This is a genomic window from Jannaschia formosa, assembly GCF_003340555.1.
GTDB classification, from domain to species: domain Bacteria; phylum Pseudomonadota; class Alphaproteobacteria; order Rhodobacterales; family Rhodobacteraceae; genus Jannaschia; species Jannaschia formosa.
This window is the reverse complement of record NZ_QPLJ01000037.1, coordinates 1-17,185: the sequence shown is the minus strand read 5'-3', so window position 1 is coordinate 17,185 and position 17,185 is coordinate 1. Positions and strand designations below refer to the sequence as shown.

At 67.1% G+C, this 17,185-nt stretch carries 15 protein-coding genes; 11 read left to right on the top strand and 4 right to left on the bottom strand.

All coding sequences use genetic code 11. The features are described from left to right. Positions 1-223: 223 nt before the first annotated feature. The 5 genes from DR046_RS21195 to DR046_RS21175 all read left to right on the top strand — a co-directional run bounded on the left by DR046_RS21195 (position 224) and on the right by DR046_RS21175 (position 6,364). The gene (locus tag DR046_RS21195) at positions 224-877 is read left to right on the top strand and encodes a DUF2291 family protein (RefSeq protein WP_115384365.1); all 654 of its coding nucleotides are present in this window, start codon (positions 224-226) and stop codon (positions 875-877) included. Next, positions 877-3,198 carry a sugar-binding domain-containing protein gene (locus DR046_RS21190; protein WP_115384364.1) on the top strand — a complete coding sequence of 774 codons (2,322 nt, stop codon included), beginning with the start codon at positions 877-879 and terminating at the stop codon, positions 3,196-3,198. The genes DR046_RS21195 and DR046_RS21190 overlap by 1 nt, the downstream gene beginning before the upstream one ends. Before the next feature lie 16 nt (positions 3,199-3,214). Then, a complete protein-coding gene (locus tag DR046_RS21185; RefSeq protein ID WP_115384363.1) occupies positions 3,215-4,279 on the top strand; it encodes an ABC transporter permease in 1,065 nt (354 codons plus the stop codon). A 96-nt stretch (positions 4,280-4,375) separates the two neighbouring features. After that, a complete protein-coding gene (locus tag DR046_RS21180; RefSeq protein WP_115384362.1) occupies positions 4,376-5,320 on the top strand; it encodes a D-ribose ABC transporter substrate-binding protein in 945 nt (314 codons plus the stop codon). Positions 5,321-5,603: 283 nt separating this feature from the next. Next, a protein-coding gene (locus DR046_RS21175) for an IS5 family transposase (RefSeq protein ID WP_115384361.1) occupies positions 5,604-6,364 on the top strand; the annotation gives its coding sequence in 2 pieces (ribosomal slippage) (positions 5,604-5,940 and positions 5,940-6,364; 762 coding nt in all). Positions 6,365-6,505: 141 nt separating this feature from the next. Here the strand turns inward: DR046_RS21175 and DR046_RS21170 are convergent. Then, positions 6,506-7,318: a sugar phosphate isomerase/epimerase family protein gene (locus DR046_RS21170; RefSeq protein WP_245191041.1), complete on the bottom strand. Its 813-nt coding sequence runs from the start codon at positions 7,316-7,318 to the stop codon at positions 6,506-6,508. A gap of 61 nt (positions 7,319-7,379) precedes the next feature. Next, entirely contained in the window at positions 7,380-8,336 is a 957-nt protein-coding gene (locus DR046_RS21165) for a sugar-binding transcriptional regulator (RefSeq protein WP_115384359.1), read from the bottom strand. Between the two features lie 281 nt (positions 8,337-8,617). Between DR046_RS21165 and DR046_RS21160 the strand changes: the two genes are divergently transcribed. The 6 genes from DR046_RS21160 to DR046_RS21135 all read left to right on the top strand — a co-directional run bounded on the left by DR046_RS21160 (position 8,618) and on the right by DR046_RS21135 (position 14,824). Then, entirely contained in the window at positions 8,618-9,601 is a 984-nt protein-coding gene (locus DR046_RS21160) for an autoinducer 2 ABC transporter substrate-binding protein (RefSeq protein ID WP_115384358.1), read from the top strand. A gap of 151 nt (positions 9,602-9,752) precedes the next feature. Further along, positions 9,753-11,186, top strand: coding sequence for a sugar ABC transporter ATP-binding protein (locus DR046_RS21155; RefSeq protein ID WP_245191040.1), 1,434 nt, complete (start codon positions 9,753-9,755; stop codon positions 11,184-11,186). Continuing rightward, the gene (locus DR046_RS21150; RefSeq protein ID WP_115384356.1) at positions 11,183-12,169 is read left to right on the top strand and encodes an ABC transporter permease; all 987 of its coding nucleotides are present in this window, start codon (positions 11,183-11,185) and stop codon (positions 12,167-12,169) included. The genes DR046_RS21155 and DR046_RS21150 overlap by 4 nt, the downstream gene beginning before the upstream one ends. A 10-nt stretch (positions 12,170-12,179) precedes the next feature. Continuing rightward, positions 12,180-13,196 carry an ABC transporter permease gene (locus tag DR046_RS21145; protein ID WP_115384355.1) on the top strand — a complete coding sequence of 339 codons (1,017 nt, stop codon included), beginning with the start codon at positions 12,180-12,182 and terminating at the stop codon, positions 13,194-13,196. 15 nt (positions 13,197-13,211) lie between these two features. Beyond that, on the top strand, positions 13,212-14,213 hold the full coding sequence (locus tag DR046_RS21140; protein WP_115384354.1) for a dihydroxyacetone kinase subunit DhaK: 1,002 nt from the start codon (positions 13,212-13,214) through the stop codon (positions 14,211-14,213). Continuing rightward, on the top strand, positions 14,210-14,824 hold the full coding sequence (locus DR046_RS21135; protein WP_115384353.1) for a dihydroxyacetone kinase subunit L: 615 nt from the start codon (positions 14,210-14,212) through the stop codon (positions 14,822-14,824). The genes DR046_RS21140 and DR046_RS21135 overlap by 4 nt, the downstream gene beginning before the upstream one ends. A gap of 98 nt (positions 14,825-14,922) precedes the next feature. Here DR046_RS21135 and DR046_RS21130 read toward each other — a convergent pair whose 3' ends face one another. After that, on the bottom strand, positions 14,923-16,005 hold the full coding sequence (locus tag DR046_RS21130; RefSeq protein ID WP_115384352.1) for an aldo/keto reductase: 1,083 nt from the start codon (positions 16,003-16,005) through the stop codon (positions 14,923-14,925). A 497-nt stretch (positions 16,006-16,502) separates the two neighbouring features. Beyond that, positions 16,503-17,021: a hypothetical protein gene (locus tag DR046_RS21120; protein WP_135227363.1), complete on the bottom strand. Its 519-nt coding sequence runs from the start codon at positions 17,019-17,021 to the stop codon at positions 16,503-16,505. Positions 17,022-17,185 lie beyond the last annotated feature (164 nt).

Here is a 17,185-nt window from a genome sequence, read left to right as displayed (position 1 = left end):
ACGTAATTTTTTTCACTTATGCTTGGGTCAATCAGCCGCAGATCTGCTGCGGCAGGGAAACGTCAGCCTCGACGCGGCAGCGAGGAGCTCCGGGGCAGGCGAAGGGGGGAATCCGGCAATCTCAGTGAGTTGCCGTTTCCATGAGACGCGCACCCGGCCTGCGGGCAGGGGTAAGGGAACAGCCCGGCACGTCGGGCCGAAGCGAGGAGGGGGGACGCACGCCATGGCAACATCCCGCACAGCACCTGCAGGCGCCACCAGGGCCAGACTGGGATACGGGGTCACGGCTATCGCCGTGGTCGTCCTGATGGGGGCCATCGCGCTCGACACCAAGGTGGTGACGGTCGGGGGCGACGAGGATCTGAGGCAGCAGGCCTTCGACCCGGACCGCTTCGGCGCGGACGAGTTTCCGCGCATTCGCGACGTTGTTATCGACCGCGCGCCCGATGCGGCGCTGCTCGCCGAAGAACTCGCGGCCGACAAGGCCGCCGCGACCGCCGCCTACGGTACGATGGCCGGTGCGTTCCCGGTCATGACGGTGACGTTCACCGGTGTCGTCGGCGATGGCCAGTCCGGCATCTTCGAAGTCGACGTGCCCGATCTGCCCGACGGGTTGACGATCCGCGTCCAGACCGGCCCGGCCATCAACGGAACCGAGCTGCGCGACATCGCCGGCGACATCGAGTTCGGCAGCTTCACGAACCAGATCGAGTACCAGAATGCCGGCGCCGGCATCAATCGCGCCATGGCGGCCGAGGTCTTGTCGGACCTGGATCGGGACGCCCTGCAGGGTGAGACCCTCTCCGTCACCGGCGCCTTTACCCTGATCAATCCGAACAACTGGCTGGTGACGCCGGTCGCGCTCGAGGTTCAGTGATGGCGACCGTGATCCATGACGAAACGCCGTCGGACGCGCCCGACACGGCAGAGGTCGTTCTGGCTGCCCGCGATGTGACGAAGAGTTTCGGCGCGGTCCATGCGCTCAAGGGCGTCAACTTCGACGTTCATCGCGGGCAGGTCACGACCCTTTTCGGCGAAAACGGCGCCGGCAAGTCCACGCTGATGAAGATCCTGTCGGGTGTGCAGCTGCCCACCTCCGGTGAACTGATCCTCGATGGCACACCGGTCAGGATCGGCTCCACGGTCGAGGCCCGCGAACTCGGGATCTCGATCATCCATCAGGAGCTTTCGCTGGCCCTCAACATGACCGTGCGCGACAACATCTTTCTGGGACGCGAGATCGCCGGGCCCCGCGGCGTGAACTACGCCGAGGAGGAGCGTCAGTGCCGCACCCTCATGGAAGAGTTGGAAGAGGACATCGACCCGCTCACCCGCGTCGAGGATCTCCGCCTCGGCCAGCAGCAGATCGTCGAGATCGCCCGCGCGCTGTCCGTCAATTCCCGCATCCTGATCATGGACGAGCCGACCTCGGCCCTGTCGGCCGCCGAAGTCGAGGTCCTGTTCAAGGTCATCCACGACCTGAAGGAGCGCGGCGTCTCGATCGTCTACATCTCCCACCACCTCGAAGAGGCGCTGACGATCACCGACCATGCCGTGGTCCTTCGCGACGGGGTGATGACCGCCTACGCCCCGCGTGCGGAGATCGATCTGGAATGGATCGTGCGCAACATGGTAGGCGAGAACTTCGACCTGGGCTCGCCTCCGACCGGCTACGACTTCGGCGACGTTGCCCTGTCGATCAGGAACCTGAGCATTCCCGCCCCCGGCGGATCGGGCTTTTCGGTCGTCGACCGGCTGTCCCTCGACGTTCGCAAGGGGGAGATCGTCTGCATCTACGGCCTGATGGGCGCGGGTCGCACGGAACTCATGGAATGCGTCGCCGGGCGCCTGCCGGCCTCGGGCGGACAGATCCGCCTGCATGATCGCGACATCGCCGGCATGAGCATCGCGCAACGGATCGAGGCCGGCCTCGTCCTGACGCCGGAAGACCGGCAACGCGACGGGCTGGTGCAGACCATGAGCGTCGGCCAGAACCTCTCGCTTGCCTCGATCGGCGCCTTCACCAGGAACCTTCTGATGTCGCGGGAGGCCGAACAGGAGATCGTCGACCGCTCGATCAGGGAGGTCACCATCAAGACGGATGGCGGCGGCGCGGCCATCGGATCGTTGTCGGGCGGCAACCAGCAGAAGGTGGTGATCGGCAAGATGCTGGCCACCGATCCGTCGGTGATCCTGCTCGACGAGCCGTCCCGAGGGATCGACATCGGTGCCAAGGCCGAAGTCTTCCGCCTTCTGGCGGAGGGCGCGCGCGATGGTCTCGCCGTGGTCTATTCCACGTCCGAGGTCAGCGAATGCCTGTCCATCGCCCACCGCATCATCGTCATGCACAAGGGCAAGATCACGGCAACCTTCGGACCCGGTGCCACCAAGGAACAGATCATGGCCGCCTCGGGCGAGGTGGACCTGCAACAGAGCCTGATGGCCGCCTTCGGGCTGGACCACTGCGAGGTGGTCACCGACCTGCACCAGGAAGACCTGGCGCTCGGTCCCCTGGGCATCGCCGGAGCCCGGTTCCTGGCCGCCGAGATCGCCGGCGGGAAGAACGGGGTCATCGGCGTGGGGCACGGCCGGACGCTGCTTTCCTGCGTCGAGAACCTCGGCGCGCAGCATGCGCCGAAGCTTCGGGTCGTGTCGCTTATGGGGGCGTTGACCACCGAGGCGGATGTGACCCCGCATGCGGTCGTCTCACGGCTGGCGGGCAAGACCGGGGCCGAGGCCGCCTCCATGCCGGTGCCGTTCATCGCCAACTCGACCGCCGACCGTGACGTCCTTGTCAGCCAGAAAGCCGCGCGGCAGGCAGCGGAACTGGCCGCTCGCGCCGACCTGATGATCGTCGGCATAGGCACCACGACCGCCGAAGCGGAACTCGTCGCGACGGGCATGATCGAACGCGACGAGATGGCCGCCATCGCCAAGGCCGGGGGGGTCGGGGAGATGCTCGGCCACTTCTTCGACAGGCGCGGCAAGCCCGTCGGCCAGGAGATCACCGATCGCATCCTGACCCAGCCCCTCGACCGGCTGAAAGGCCGCCGCATCGTCGCCGTCGCCGGGGGCAGCATCAAGGTCCACGCGATCAAGGCCGTTCTCGAAAGCGGCCTGCTCGGCGGGTTGATCATCGACGAACACACCGCCCGGGAAATTGTCGAGATGGACAAGCCCGACACGCCCCTGCAGTGAACCGGAGAGCCCTGAAATGACCGACGTCACCACCACCAAGAAGCAGGGGTCGGGCGGGCTGACCGCCTCGATCTTTGGCGAGAACGCGAATGTCGTCCAGATCCTGCTCGAAGGCCGCGCCTTCTTCGCACTGATCGCGATCGTCATCACCTTCGCGATCCTGTCGCCCAACTACCTGTCGGTGGCGAATTTCCTGACCATGACATCGCAGGTCGCCATCTTCGGACTTCTGGCGACGGGCATGCTGCTGGTGATCCTCTCGGGCGGGATCGACCTGTCGGTCGGCTCCACGCTGGCGCTCTGCGGGGTATTCGCGGGCTTCTTGATGCAGGGGGTCGAACTGACGGGGCTCGGCGTGATCCTCTACCTGCCAGTCTGGGCGGTCGTGGTCTGCACTCTGGCGATGGGCGCGCTGGTGGGGGTGGTCAACGGCATCCTCGTAGCGTTCCTCAAGGTGCCCGCCTTCGTGGCGACGCTGGGCACGCTCTACGTGGCGCGGGGCGTGGCCCTGCTGATGACCAACGGGCTGACATTCAACAACCTGTCGGGCGACCCGAGCCTCGGGAATACCGGGTTCGAATGGCTCGGCTTCAACCGGCTGTGGGGCGTCCCGATCAGCATCTTCGTCCTGGCGGCGACCGCGGTCGCGGTGCACCTGCTGTTGTCGCGCGCGCCTTTCGGCCGCTGGCTCTATTCCACCGGCGGCAATGCGCGCGCGGCGGAACTGTCGGGGGTGCCGGTCAGGAAGGTGCAGGTCTCGGTCTATGTCCTGTCCGGCATCTGCGCGGCCATCGCGGGCCTGGTGCTCAGCTCGCAGCTGACCTCGGCCGGGCCCACCGCGGGCACTACCTACGAGCTGACCGCGATCGCGGCAGTCGTGGTGGGCGGCGCCTCCCTGATGGGCGGGCGCGGCACGGTGCAGGGCACGCTGCTGGGCGCCTTCGTGATCGTCTACCTGGGGGCAGGGCTCGTGATCGTGGGCGTGTCGTCCTACTGGCAGACCGTTTTCACCGGCGCGGTGATCGTTCTCGCCGTGATGCTCAATTCCATCCAGTACGGGGGCAAGGGCGGCAAGAGCTGACCCATTCCCCACAGTATTCGCGGGAGAACAGGCCCGACGGGCCTGACGCGAACAACGCCGGGTTCCGGCACAACTCACCAAAGGGAGAGAAACACCATGTTCAACCTGACCAGACGCGCGCTTTTCGCGGCTGCCGCATCGCTGCCACTGATGGCGGGCTCCGCCTGGGCCGAGGGCCTGATCTCGATCATCGTGAACGACCCGGCGAACCCCTACTGGTTCACCGAAGGCGAGGTCGCCAAGGCCACCGCCGAAGAGCTCGGCTACGAGGCGAACGTGTCCGCGCACCGTGGCGACACCAATACGGAATCGAACCTGATCGACGCCGCGATCACCAACGGGGCCAAGGCGATCATCCTCGACCCCGCCAACGCCGACGGATCGGTGGGCGTGGTGCGCCGCGCAACCGAGGCCGGCATCCCCGTGTTCCTGGTGAATGCCGAGATCAACGAATCCGGTATTGCCATCGCGCAGCTCGTGTCGAACAACGCGCAGGGCGCGGCGCTGGGGGCGGTCACGTGGCAAGGCCTTGTTGGCGACGCAGCGAAATATGTCGAGTTCTTCGGCAACCCGTCCGACAACAACGCGGCCACCCGGTCGAACGGCTACAACACCGTTCTCGGCCAGTATCCCGGTCTCGAGAAGGTGGCACAGGAAGTCGCCAACTGGGACCGCACTCAGGGCTACAACCGGATGCAGTCGATCATGCAGGCCAATCCCGAGATCGACGCAGTGATTTCCGGCAATGATGAGATGGCGCTCGGGGCGATCGCCGCGCTGAAGGAAGCCGGGCGTCTCGACGGCGTGATCATCGGCGGCTTCGACGGCTCGCCCGACGCGGTGGATGCGGTCAAGGCCGGTGAAATGGCCTACACCGTGCTGCAGCCCGTCGCGGTCTTCTCACGTGAGGCGGTGATCCAGGCCAATCACTACATCAAGAACGGCGAACCGATGGTCTCGCAGGAAAAGCAACTCTTCGACTGCCTGCTGATCACTCCCGAGAATGTTGCCAACTACACGGCGGCCTTCACTCTTTCGTAGCAGCACGCCGAAACGGGCTAGAACCATCAGAGGCGCGCCCCGCGGCGCGTCTTTTTTTTGCGATGCTACTTGTGATCCTTGCTTGCCTTCGTCTTCTCCCGCGACCGACATTCCGACTCGAACTCGCTTATCAAAGCTCCGGAGCTGGAACAATGAGCGCAACATCCATCGACTGTGCTCTGACCCCCGTGACTCGTCTATCTGATGCTAGGCTCCAGACCCATTAACCGCCTAGCCTCTTCAGCCTGTTCATGATTCATCGGCCATTCTGGAGGGGGTGGCCATGTCCGAGAACCTGTTCTGGCTGAGCGAGGCGCAGATGGCACGGCTGCGGCCGCATCTGCCCTACAAGGTCCGCGGGGTGCCGCGGGTGGACTACCGGCGGGTGATCTCCGGCATCGTCCACGTGCTGCGGTCGGGGTGCCGGTGGGCGGATGCGCCGGCGGCATACGGGCCGCGCAAGACCCTCTACAACCGCTGGCGCCGGTGGGCGGAGAAGGGCCATTGGGTCCGCATCTTCGAGGCCTTGGCCGATGCGGGCGGTCCACCCGCGCAGGTTCTCATCGACAGTTCCGCCGTCTCCGCCCACCGCTCGGCCAGCGGGGGAAAAGGGGGGAGGTTGCGCAAGGGATCGGGCGCTCGCGCGGGGGGCGCACGACCAGGCTCCACGCACTCGCGGACCGCTGGTGCCGCACCGTCCGGCTGATGCTCACGGGCGGCAACGTCGCCGACTGCATCGCGGCCGAGAAGCTGTTGCAACGCCTCCCGCCCGACGCGCTCGTGGTGACCGGGGACAAGGGCTACGACAGCACCGCCGTGCGTGACCAGATGAAGAGGCTCGGGGCCTTCCCCAACATCCCGCCGAGGCGGAACCGCAAGCGCCGCATCTTCTGGTGTCGGAACTTCTACCGAAACCGCAACGCAATCGAGCGCATGTTCGGACGGCTCAAGGACTTCCGCCGCATCGCCACCCGACACGACCGCAGAGCCGACGTCTTCCTCTCCCCCGTCGCCCTCGCCGCAACCGTCAGCTACTGGTTATGAGTCCGGAGCCTAGGAATCTCCGACATGACCGCCCTCCTCCTGGCTCATCGCTGACCCGCTCAAGCCTAGCAGATGCCGTCGGGGGGCCGCACCATCAGAGCCGCTTGGCGGCGATCCGGGCCCGGATCAGCCACCGAGGCGTCAGATGAGGCCATACTGGCGTGCCTTGCCGCGCAGGAAGGGCAGGCCGTTCTCCATGACCTCCGCTTCGCTTTCGGCAACGGGACGCCATACCGACAGGCCGTAGGCCAGCTCCGGCGGCATGTCGATGAAGCTTTCCATCGCGAGGCCGCCGTCGAAGCCGATGGCCTTCAGCGTGGCGAAGATCTCGTCCCACTGGACCGTGCCCCAGCCGGGCGTGCCGCGGTCCGATTCCGACAGGTGGATGTAGCGGAGATGGTCGCGGGCATCGAGGATGCCCTGGGCGATGCCCTTCTCCTCGATGTTCATGTGGTAGGTGTCGAGATGGACGAAGAGCGTGTCGGAGCCGATACGCTCGATCATCTCCACCGCCTGCGCGCCGGTGTTGAGAAGGTGGCTCTCGTAGCGGTTCACCGGCTCGATCCCGAGCAGCAGGCCAAGGGACTTCGCGTGGGCTGCGGCCTCCGTCAGGGCGCGGGCGACGTTGTCGAGTTCGGCGGTGGTGGGTGGCTTGCCCGAGCGCTCGCCGATGCCGCCGTAGACGACGCCCGACAGGGCCTCCGCGCCGATTGCGGCTGCCTTGTCGAGGGCGCCCTTGAGGAAGTCCACCGCGCCGTCGGGGTTGTGCGAAGCCCAGACCGCCTGGGGCAGGCCGAGGGAGCAGACGGAGCGCATGCCGGCCGCTTCCAGGGTGCGCCGGCTGTGGTCCGCATCGACCGAGGGCGGGTCGAGAAGCGCGATCTCCAGGAAATCCATGCCGTAGGAGGATGCCTTGGCGACAGCCCGCTCGCATCCTTCCCGGTCCCAGCTCATGGTCCACATGCTGGTATGCACGCCGAAACCTTTCATCGCACAGTCCTTTCCACCAACCGACTCACGTCTCGTCAAGGATCGCGCGCGCCAGCGTCTCGTCGATCAGTAGCCGGTCCACGAAGCGCGCGCGCAAGACCGCCAGCGTCGCCGCCGCCTTGGTGACACCGGCGGCCGTCACCAGCACGTCCATCTCGCCCATCTCGGAAGGCCTGACGCATGGGGTGCAACGGTTGAGCGGGATGTCGGCCACGGCGCCGTCGGCGGTGAAGAAGACGCCGCAGCAATCTCCCACGACGTTGTTGTCGCGCAGCTCGGCGAGCTGCTCGGGGCTGAAAAGACCGGCCTCGAACAGGATCGCCCCGTCCCGGCATTCGCCGACGCTCATCATCACATGAGTCGCGTTGCGGGCGACGCTCAGCGTTTCGCGGACCAGCCGCTGTTCCAGGATCGTCGCGCAGGCTTGCTCGCTATCGGCGACGAAGGGCGCGGGCAGAAGCATGGCGCGGCCGCCGGTCTGCGATGCGAGCCGGACGCAGACATCGCCCGGTGCGGTGCGCGAGGCATGAGTGACCGAGCCCGTGAGAGAGACGAAGGTCAGATTGCCGTTCACGAGGCCCGCGAGATTGTCGGCCATGGCCGAGAGCGTGCGGCCCCAGCCGACGCCGATGACCAGAGGTCGATCGCCCGAGCCGATCCGCGCCAAATAGGTCGCGGCGAGGATGCCGACGGCGGTGCGCTCGTAATCGTGGTCGCGGGTGGGTGCGGGCACCGGCGCGACCTGCACCTCCTTGAGGCCGAATCGATCCGTCAGGCGATCCGCCAGGGCAAGGGTCTCGGAGGTGCGATGCTCCAGTGAAAGGCGCACGACGCCGAGGTCCCGGGCGTCGGCGAGCATCCGGTTCACCTTGAACCGCGAGAGACCGAGCCTGTCGCTCACCTGCTGCTGGCTCAGGTTGCCCACGTAATAGAGCCACGCGGCCTGGACGATCTCGTCGTCTCGGCGCTCGCCCGTCAACATGCGGCCGCTCTCCTCGTTCGCCCGCCAGTCCAGCGGGAAATCGCTTGACCGTTCCACCTCAGATCATAGAGTCATCGTCACATAGGTGCAGGTGCTGCACAAGTGTTGACAAGCGCCGATATCCTTGGCCGGACTTCGATCCGGAACCGGCCCTCCGAGGAGGGCGGGACGCGTCCGCAGGGACGTCTCCCGCGGGAGGCCGGTGCGCAGGCTTGGCATAGGGCACCGGACCCTTGCCGGAGACATCCCCCCGGTGACGGGGGCATTTGGGAGGAAGACCAATGAAGAGAACCGTTTCGCTTATCGCCCTCGCAGCGGCGACCGTCGCGGCCCCGCAATTCGCCGCCGCGCAGGACGATCCGCCATCGATCGCCACGGTCGTCAAGATCGCCGGCATCCAGTGGTTCAACCGCATGGAAGAGGGCGTGAAGCAGTATGCCGCCGACACCGGCGCCAACGCGTTCCAGGTGGGCCCGGGGCAGGCCGACCCGCAGCAGCAGGCGGCCCTGATCGAGGACATGATCGCCCAGGGCGTCGACGCGCTGGCCGTGGTTCCGATGTCCCCCGAGGCGCTGGAACCCGTGCTGGGCCGCGCGATGGAAGCCGGCATCACCGTCATCACTCACGAGGCGGCGAGCCAGCAGAACACGACCTACGACATCGAGGCCTTCGTGAACGAGGATTTCGGCGCGAACCTGATGGAGCAGCTCGCGACCTGCATGGAGGGCGAGGGAGAATACGCCGTCTTCGTGGGTTCGCTGACGTCGCAGACGCACAACCAGTGGGTTGACGGCGCCATCGCATATCAGGAGGCGAACTATCCGAACATGACGCTGGTGGGCGACAAGAACGAGACGTTCGACGACGCCCAGCAGGCCTATGAGCGCGCCCAGGAGGTGCTGCGCGCCTTCCCGAACGTGAAGGGCATGCAGGGCTCCGCCTCCACCGACGTGGCAGGCATCGGCCTCGCCGTCGAGGAGCGCGGCATGGAGGACGCGACCTGCGTCTTCGGCACCTCGCTGCCCTCGATCGCGGGCCAGTACCTCGAGACCGGCGCGGTGGACGGCATCGGGTTCTGGGATCCGTCCGTCGCGGGCTACGCGATGAACAAGGTCGCGCAGATGGTGATGGACGGCGAGGAAATCACCGACGGCATGGATCTGGGCCTGCCCGGCTACGAGAACGTCACCCTCGACGGCAAGGTCATCTACGGCCAGGCCTGGGTGAACGTGAACACCGAGAACATGGCCGACTACCCGTTCTGATCGGACTTGGGCGGAGCGGCGGCCGAGGCCTCCGCTCCGTCCCGCTCCGTTCACGTATACGCCACGACATTCCAGAAATCGGACCGTTATGGGCTCGCCAGACACCGACGCCCTCATCGAGATGAGGGGCATCACGAAGCGTTATGCCGGCGTGACCGCGCTCGACGAGGTGGATTTCGTCGTCGCCCCGGGCGAAGCGGTCTGCCTTGCCGGCGAGAACGGATCCGGCAAGTCGACGCTGATAAAGGTCCTCTCCGGCGTGGAGCAGCCGACCGAGGGCACCATCCGCATCGGTGGAGAGCGGATGACGGGCCTCACCCCGCGTCGCGCGGCCGCAGCGGGCGTGCTGGTCATCTTTCAGGATTTCTCGCTCTTTCCGAACCTGACGGTCGCCGAGAACATCGCATTCGTCAGCGAACTTGCCGAGCACAGGCAGTTCTTCAACCGGCGCGCCGCGCGAGAGACTGCCCGCCGCGTGCTTGAACGGATCGGAGTGGACATTCCGCTCGATGCGCGGGTCGAGCATCTGCCGGTGGCGCACAAGCAGCTCGTCGCGATCTGCCGGGCGCTTGCCTGCGAGGCCCGGCTCATCATCATGGACGAGCCGACCACGGCCCTGACCGAGCGCGAGGTGCGGCGGCTGCTCGGCATCATCCGGCTGCTGAAGGACGAGGGCGTGGCGGTCGTCTTCGTCAGCCACAAGCTGGCCGAGGTGCTGGAGGTCAGCGAGAAGGTCGTCGTGCTGCGCAACGGACGCAAGGTGGCGGAGGGGCCGGCGGAGGACTTCGACGCGGCCTCGCTGACGCGGCACATGACCGGCCGCGACGTGGCGCGGGCTTCGCCGGGCGCCTTTGGCGGGACCGCCGAGACCCTTCTGAAGGTCGAGGCGCTGAACAAGCCGGGGTCGTTCTCGAACGTCAGCTTTGAGATGCGACGCGGCGAGGTCCTTGGGATCACGGGCCTTTTGGGAAGCGGGCGCACCTCTCTGGCGAAGGCCTTGTTCGGTCTCGTGGCGCCCGATTCCGGGCGCATCACGCTGGATGGCCAGAACGTGCCGCTGGGCGATCCCGTCGCCGCGGCACGGGCGCGCATCGGCTACGTTCCCGAGGACCGGCTGACCGAGGGGCTGTTCCTCACGCAGTCGATCCTGCGCAACGTGGCCGTGGGCCGGCTCGACAGCCACGAGCGCCGCGGCTTTCTCGACATGAAGGCGCTGATCGGCGAGGCCGGCGACTGGCTGACCCGGCTGAAGGTCAAGACGCCCTCGCTCTCGGCGCCGGTGACCTCGCTGTCGGGGGGGAACCAGCAGCGGGTGGCCCTGGCGCGCTGGCTGGCGCGGGCGCCGAAGATGCTGATCCTGAACGGGCCCAGCGTCGGCGTCGACGTGGGGTCGAAGGCCGAGATCCATGACATCATCCGCGATCTCGGGGCCCAGGGGCTGGGCGTGATCGTGATCTCCGACGACTTGCCCGAGCTTCTGGCCACCTGCCACCGCATCCTCGTGATGCGCGGGGGCGAGATGGTCGAGGAGATCGAGGGCGGGTCGATCACCGAGACCGAACTCGCACACAAGATGGCTTCATGACGTCCCTCATCACCAGAAACGAGACGCTCGTCGCGGTCGTCATCGTGCTGTTCTGCATCATCGCGGCGGTGTCGGACCCGAATTTCCTGACGGTCACCACGCTGAGCGATCTTCTGCGGGCCTCCATCGTGCTGGGCATCCTCGCCGTGGGCGCGATGCTGGTGCTGATCTCGGGCGGGATCGACGTGAGCTTCACCGCCGTCGCCGTCTCGGCCATGTACATGACGACGAAATTCTCGCTGGCCTTCGCGCCGGAGATGCCGTGGTTCCTGATCTTCACCCTGTCGGTCCTGCTGGGCGCCGGGCTGGGCGCGATCAACGCGCTGTTCATCGCGGGGTTCGGGCTGCCCACGCTGATCGTGACCCTCGGCACGCTGTCGGTGTTCCGCGGGTTCCTGCTGACCTTCGTCGGCTCGGACCGGATCTCCGCCCTGCCGCCGGACATGCGCGAATTCTCCCGGATGGTGATCGCCCGGGGAACGACCGAGAGCGGAGATTTCTACAACCTGCCGTGGTCCCTGGCGGCGCTCGTGGCGGTGGTGCTGCTGACGGCGTTCATCCTGCACAAGACCATGCTGGGGCGGTCGATCTTCGCCATCGGCGGCTCAGTCGAAAGCGCGCGGCGCATCGGCATCAACGTGCGGCGCACGCAGGTCTTCGTCTATGTCTACGTGGGGGCCCTGGCGGGGCTTGCGGGTATCCTGCACGGGTCGATGAACCGGATGGCGGATCCGTTCAGCCTTGTCGGGCTCGAACTGAGCGTCATCGCGGCGGTAGTGCTCGGCGGTGCGCGGCTGATCGGGGGCTACGGCACGATCACCGGGACGCTGCTGGGCGTCGCGCTGATCGTCCTGGTGCAGAACAGCCTGATCGTGATCGGCATCCCGTCGACCTGGCAATCCGTGACCATCGGCGCGCTGATCCTGCTGGGCACGGGCCTGCCTGCCTATCAGGCCAAGCGCGCCGCGGCGCGCGCCGGGTGAGGAGACAGCCATGAGCGGACCCCGCATCGAACCAAAGCTGGTCGAGTCGCCGGAATTCCGGCTGGCCATCATCACCGTGCTCGTCTTCGTCCTGATGGCGGCTCTGTCGCCGGAGAGGTTTCTCTCGCCGCAGAACCTGACCTCGATGGCGTTCCAGTTTCCCGAATTCGCGATCCTCGCGCTGGCGGTGACGATCACGATGATGACCGGGGGCATCGACCTCTCGGTCGTCGGCGTGGCGAACCTGTCGGCGGTCGTGGCGGCGACGATCCTGACGGCCTTCGCCGGCGCGGGGGTCGTCGGCGCGGCGGCGGTGATGTGGCTGGGGATCGCGGTCGTCGCGGCGATGGGCGTGGGGGCCGTCGCCGGCTTCCTGAACGGCATTCTCGTGTCCCGCTTTGGCCTGCCGCCGATCCTCGCGACACTGGGCTCCGGCCTCGTCTTCACCGGGCTTGCGGTGGCGATGACGGGCGGCAGCGCGGTGATGGGCTTTCCTGCCGTGGTCGCCGTGATCGGGAACGCGACTCTGTTCTACGTGCCGGTCCCGCTGATCCTCTTCGCGTTGCTGGCCTTCGGGCTGCACGTACTGCTGACCCGCACCGGCTTCGGCCTTCGGGTAACGATGTACGGCGCGAACCCGCTCGCCGCGCTTTTCGCCGCCATCGACGTGGATCGCGTCCTGCTCAAGGTCTACGTGATCGCGGGCATGTTCTCGTCGGTCGCGGGCCTCGTCATCATGTCGCGCGCCAACTCGGCCAAGGCCGACTACGGGTCGAGCTACCTTCTGCTGGCGGTCCTGATCGCCGTCCTCGGCGGCGTGAACCCCTATGGCGGCTATGGGCGCGTGGTCGGCGTGGTGCTGGCGGTGCTCTCGATGCAGTTCCTGTCCTCGGGGCTCAACATGCTGCAGGTGTCGAACTTCGCGCGGGAGCTGATCTGGGGCGGCCTGCTGCTGCTGGTCATGGTCATCAACGTCACGAACTGGGCGGGTCTGAGGGCCCGCCGCGCACCGGCGAAGTCCGGCTGAGAAGGAGGGTAATCCATGAAGAAGATCCTGAACGCGCCCGAGGCCTATGTGGACGAGATGCTGGCGGGACTGACGGCCGCACATCCGGACTACTACGCCCTGCACGGCGACAGCGGCCGCGTCGTGGTCCGCGCCAGGGCGGGCAGGGAAGGCAAGGTCGGCATCGTCACGGGCGGCGGCTCGGGTCACCTGCCGGTCTTCGCGGGCTATGTCGGCCAGGGCCTGCTCGACGCCTGCGCCATCGGCGACGTCTTCGCCTCGCCCTCGGCCGAGCAGATGGCCGACGCGATCCGCGCCGCCGACAGCGGCGCCGGGGTGCTGCGTCTCTACGGCAATTACGGTGGAGACGTGATGAACTTCGACATGGCCGGCGACCTGGTGGAGTTCGAGGACATTACCTGCTCGACCGTGCTTCTGACCGACGACGTGGCCTCCGCCCCGCCGGAGGAGAAGGAGAAGCGCCGCGGCGTGGCGGGCATGGTCTATGCCTACAAGATCGCCGGTGCCGCAGCCGAAGAGGGACGGGACCTCGACGCGGTGACGGCCGTGGCGCAGAAGGCCGCGGATGCCTGCCGGTCGATTGGCGTGGCGCTGTCGCCCTGCACGGTGCCGCAGGCCGGCAAGCCGACCTTCGAGATCGCCGAGGACGAGATCGAGATGGGCATGGGCATCCATGGCGAACCCGGCGTCTGGCGCGGCAAGCTCCGGAGCGCGGACGAGATCGCGGGCGAGATGATGGACCGGCTTCTTGACGACATGCCGCTCGGGTCCGGCGACCGGGTGTCGGTCATGGTGAACTCGCTCGGCGCGACGCCCCCGGAAGAGCTCTACATCCTCTACAACGTCGTGAAGGCGCGGCTCGAGGGGGCAGGGGCGAGCATCGTGATGCCGCTGGTCGGGCGCTATGCCACCTCGATGGAGATGGCGGGCGTCTCCTTCACCCTGTTGAAGCTCGACGACGAGATGGAGACGCTCCTGCAGGCCCCCTGCGACTGCGCCTTCTGGAGGGTCGGATGACGATCGACCGTGCCGCGCTTCTTGCCGCCCTGGACCGCCTCGGGCAAGCGATGGAACGTGATTTCGAGCTTCTGAACGAGGCCGACGGAGCGCTCGGCGACGGTGATCTCGGAGTGACGATGACCCGCGGGATGCGGGCGATCACGGAGAAGGCCGAGGATCTTCCCGACGACCTCGGCATGGCGCTGCTGGCCTGCGCGCAGGCCTTCACGAAATCGTCCGGCTCGTCCTACGGCACGCTCCTCGCGACGGGGATCATGGCCATCGCCAAGCAGGTGAAGGGCGAGACGGAAGTCTCGCCCGCGCGGGTATCGGAGTTGACGGCCCTGGCCCGCGACCAGATGCAGGCGCGCGGCAAGGCGGAGCTGGGCGGCAAGACCGTGCTCGACTCGCTCGACGCCGTAGCGAAGGCGACGGAGGGGCAGAGCGCGCCGTCCGAAGTGGCCGACGCCGCCGCCACGGCGGCGACCGAAGCGCTGGACGCCTTCCGCGACAGGAAGGCCACCGTGGGCCGGGCCCGCATCTTCGGCGAGAAGAGCGTCGGGATGGACGATCCGGGGATGCTCGCCATGGAGCGGATCGTGAAGGCGCTGGCGGACCGCGAGGGGTGAAGCGACCTCGGCCACGGTCGGGGATGGCAAGCCGCAGAAGGACAGTGCCGTGCCGAAGCCGCTCCTGAAGCGGCTCCGGCGCTGCTCCGGTCTGCGTCTCAGACCAGCGGGTCCTCGCCGCCATACATCCGGTCGGGGTAGTCGGCATGAAGCGCCATGTCGGCCTGCGACATGCGGGTCAGGGCGAAATTGTGCTGGTGCCAGTAGGGATAGATCAGCGGCAGGCGGCTCACGTCGTTGAGCTTCCGCAATTCCTCCTCCGTCAGCCGGATGTCCACGGCGCCGAAATTGTCCTTGAACTGCTCTTCATTGCGGCCCCCGACCACGAGCGACGACACCCCCGGCCGGCTCAATAGCCAGGCGAGCGCGATCCGGGCGCCCGACACGCCGCGAGCGTCGCCGATCTCGACGAGCACGTCGACGATGTTCCAGAGCCGCTCCATGTCGCGGATCGGCGGCTCGGTCCATCCGGCGGCCTGACGCGAGCCTTCGGGCGCCTCCTTGCCGCGACGGTGCTTGCCGGTCAGCAGGCCGGCGGCCAGAGGCGACCAGACCAGCACGCCGAGACCCTGGTCGACGGAGAGCGGCAGAAGCTCGTATTCCGCCTCGCGCGCCTCGAGCGTGTAGTGGATCTGCTGCGTGACGAAACGGGTCGTGCCCGCCGCATCCGCGGCAGCGAGGGATTTCGACACCTGCCAGCCGGAATAGTTCGAGCAGCCGATATAGCGCACCTTGCCCTGCTGGATCAGGGTCTCGAGCGCGGCCATCTTCTCCTCGACCGGCGTCACCCCGTCCCATTCGTGCATGTAGTAGATGTCTATGTGGTCGGTCCGGAGCTTCTTCAGCGTGCGCTCGCATTCCCGGATGAGATGCCAGCGCGACACGCCCTCGTCGTTCGGCCCGTCGCCGATGCGCATGCGGGCCTTCGAGGTGACGAGGATGTCGTCATGGCGGCCTTCCAGAACCTCTCCGAGGATCTCCTCGGCGGTGCCGGTGGAGTACATGTTGGCGCAGTCGAAGAGGTTCACGCCGTGATCGATGCAGAGGTCCACGAGCCGCTGCGCCTCCCTCACCCCGTGCTGGCCCACCATGCCGAACGGGCCCTCGCCGCCGAAGGTGAAGGTGCCCATGGTGATCGCCGAGACCTTGAGCCCCGAGCGTCCCAGTGTGCGGTATTCCATGACCTGTCCTTTCTGTCTTCGCCTTGGCGGACAATGACATCCGTGGCCGCCGGGTAAAGCGCGAGATTGCGGTGATGAGTTCTTCGGCGCTCGGGGTTGACCCGGCGCGATTCTGCTGCGGCCACCGGAGTGGCCTGCCCCCGCCCGATAGTCATGTTCCAATCTTTGGGCGTCCAGCAGAACCGCCTGATCTGGTTCATGCAGATATGCGCGGCGGCGAGTGTAGTGAGGGCCGTGTGGATGTCGGCTGGGTGCTCGTAGCGGGTGGCGAGATAGCCAAACCGGGCGAGCCGGACGAAGGTACGCTCGACAACCTTAGTACTACAGTTGCATATACTCCGTCCGTTTTCGATGACAGATGGCGGCTGCGGTTTGGTGTTGTCGTCGCCATCGGGACCAGTGCCAGATGAAGGCCGCACGTGTCCGAGGCGGAATCACGAGCTTGGCGATGAGGGTGCGCAGCTCGGACATGCTCATGATCCCCGCCGCCATGGCGGTCATGCGGCTTCGGGGGCGTCTTGCGGCGTCGGACTCGTTTTGTCTTCGGATGGTTTGCCGAAGGCGTCGCGGGCCTGCGTGGCGGCGAGCGTGGCGAGGAACGCCTGCGCAGCCATGACGAGGGTCATGTGGCGGTGCCAGCCGTGCCAGGAGCGGGCCTCGCAGTGGTCGAGGCCAAGGTCGTCCTTGGCGCGCAGGAAGCATTCCTCGATCGCCCAACGGCTGCCGGCGGCGCGGGCAAGTTCGGGCAGCGCGGTGCCCTCCGGGGCACAGGCGAAGAAGTAGGCCAGCCGGTCGGGCTCGCGCGGGCTGCGGCGGATCAGCAGCCAGCGCTCGAAGCCGGGCTCGGCGGCCCATCCCAGGGCCACGCGCGCCCAGTCGTGGAGCCGCGGGCCCTTCGCGCCCTCGCCGGCGGACAGGGCGTGCCAGTCCTCGTCCGCCAGCCCGCCCGCGGTCGTGGCCGGGTCGGTCTGCATCAGCCCCCAGTCGTCCGTCAGAAAGCGGATGGGCGATGGCATCTGCGGTCTTGGCAGGTGCGCTGGTGGACTGGCGTGCGGAGCGCGATCATCTGAAGGCGCGGATGGGGTCTGCGTTCGGGCGCGCCGAGCAGCGCGCGACGGCCGCGGCGTTCGTGGACGGGCTGCTATCGGGGGCGGAGCGCAAGACGGGTTGGATGCTGGCT

Bases quoted from the DNA above. Each gene is read 5' to 3' on its own strand.
- DR046_RS21195 (WP_115384365.1), top strand. From the start codon at position 224: ATGGCAACATCCCGCACAGCACCTGCAGGCGCCACCAGGGCCAGACTG.
- DR046_RS21190 (WP_115384364.1), top strand. From the start codon at position 877: ATGGCGACCGTGATCCATGACGAAACGCCGTCGGACGCGCCCGACACG.
- DR046_RS21185 (WP_115384363.1), top strand. From the start codon at position 3,215: ATGACCGACGTCACCACCACCAAGAAGCAGGGGTCGGGCGGGCTGACC.
- DR046_RS21180 (WP_115384362.1), top strand. From the start codon at position 4,376: ATGTTCAACCTGACCAGACGCGCGCTTTTCGCGGCTGCCGCATCGCTG.
- DR046_RS21170 (WP_245191041.1), bottom strand. From the start codon at position 7,318: ATGAGCTGGGACCGGGAAGGATGCGAGCGGGCTGTCGCCAAGGCATCC.
- DR046_RS21165 (WP_115384359.1), bottom strand. From the start codon at position 8,336: ATGTTGACGGGCGAGCGCCGAGACGACGAGATCGTCCAGGCCGCGTGG.
- DR046_RS21160 (WP_115384358.1), top strand. From the start codon at position 8,618: ATGAAGAGAACCGTTTCGCTTATCGCCCTCGCAGCGGCGACCGTCGCG.
- DR046_RS21150 (WP_115384356.1), top strand. From the start codon at position 11,183: ATGACGTCCCTCATCACCAGAAACGAGACGCTCGTCGCGGTCGTCATC.
- DR046_RS21145 (WP_115384355.1), top strand. From the start codon at position 12,180: ATGAGCGGACCCCGCATCGAACCAAAGCTGGTCGAGTCGCCGGAATTC.
- DR046_RS21140 (WP_115384354.1), top strand. From the start codon at position 13,212: ATGAAGAAGATCCTGAACGCGCCCGAGGCCTATGTGGACGAGATGCTG.
- DR046_RS21135 (WP_115384353.1), top strand. From the start codon at position 14,210: ATGACGATCGACCGTGCCGCGCTTCTTGCCGCCCTGGACCGCCTCGGG.
- DR046_RS21130 (WP_115384352.1), bottom strand. From the start codon at position 16,005: ATGGAATACCGCACACTGGGACGCTCGGGGCTCAAGGTCTCGGCGATC.
- DR046_RS21120 (WP_135227363.1), bottom strand. From the start codon at position 17,021: ATGCCATCGCCCATCCGCTTTCTGACGGACGACTGGGGGCTGATGCAG.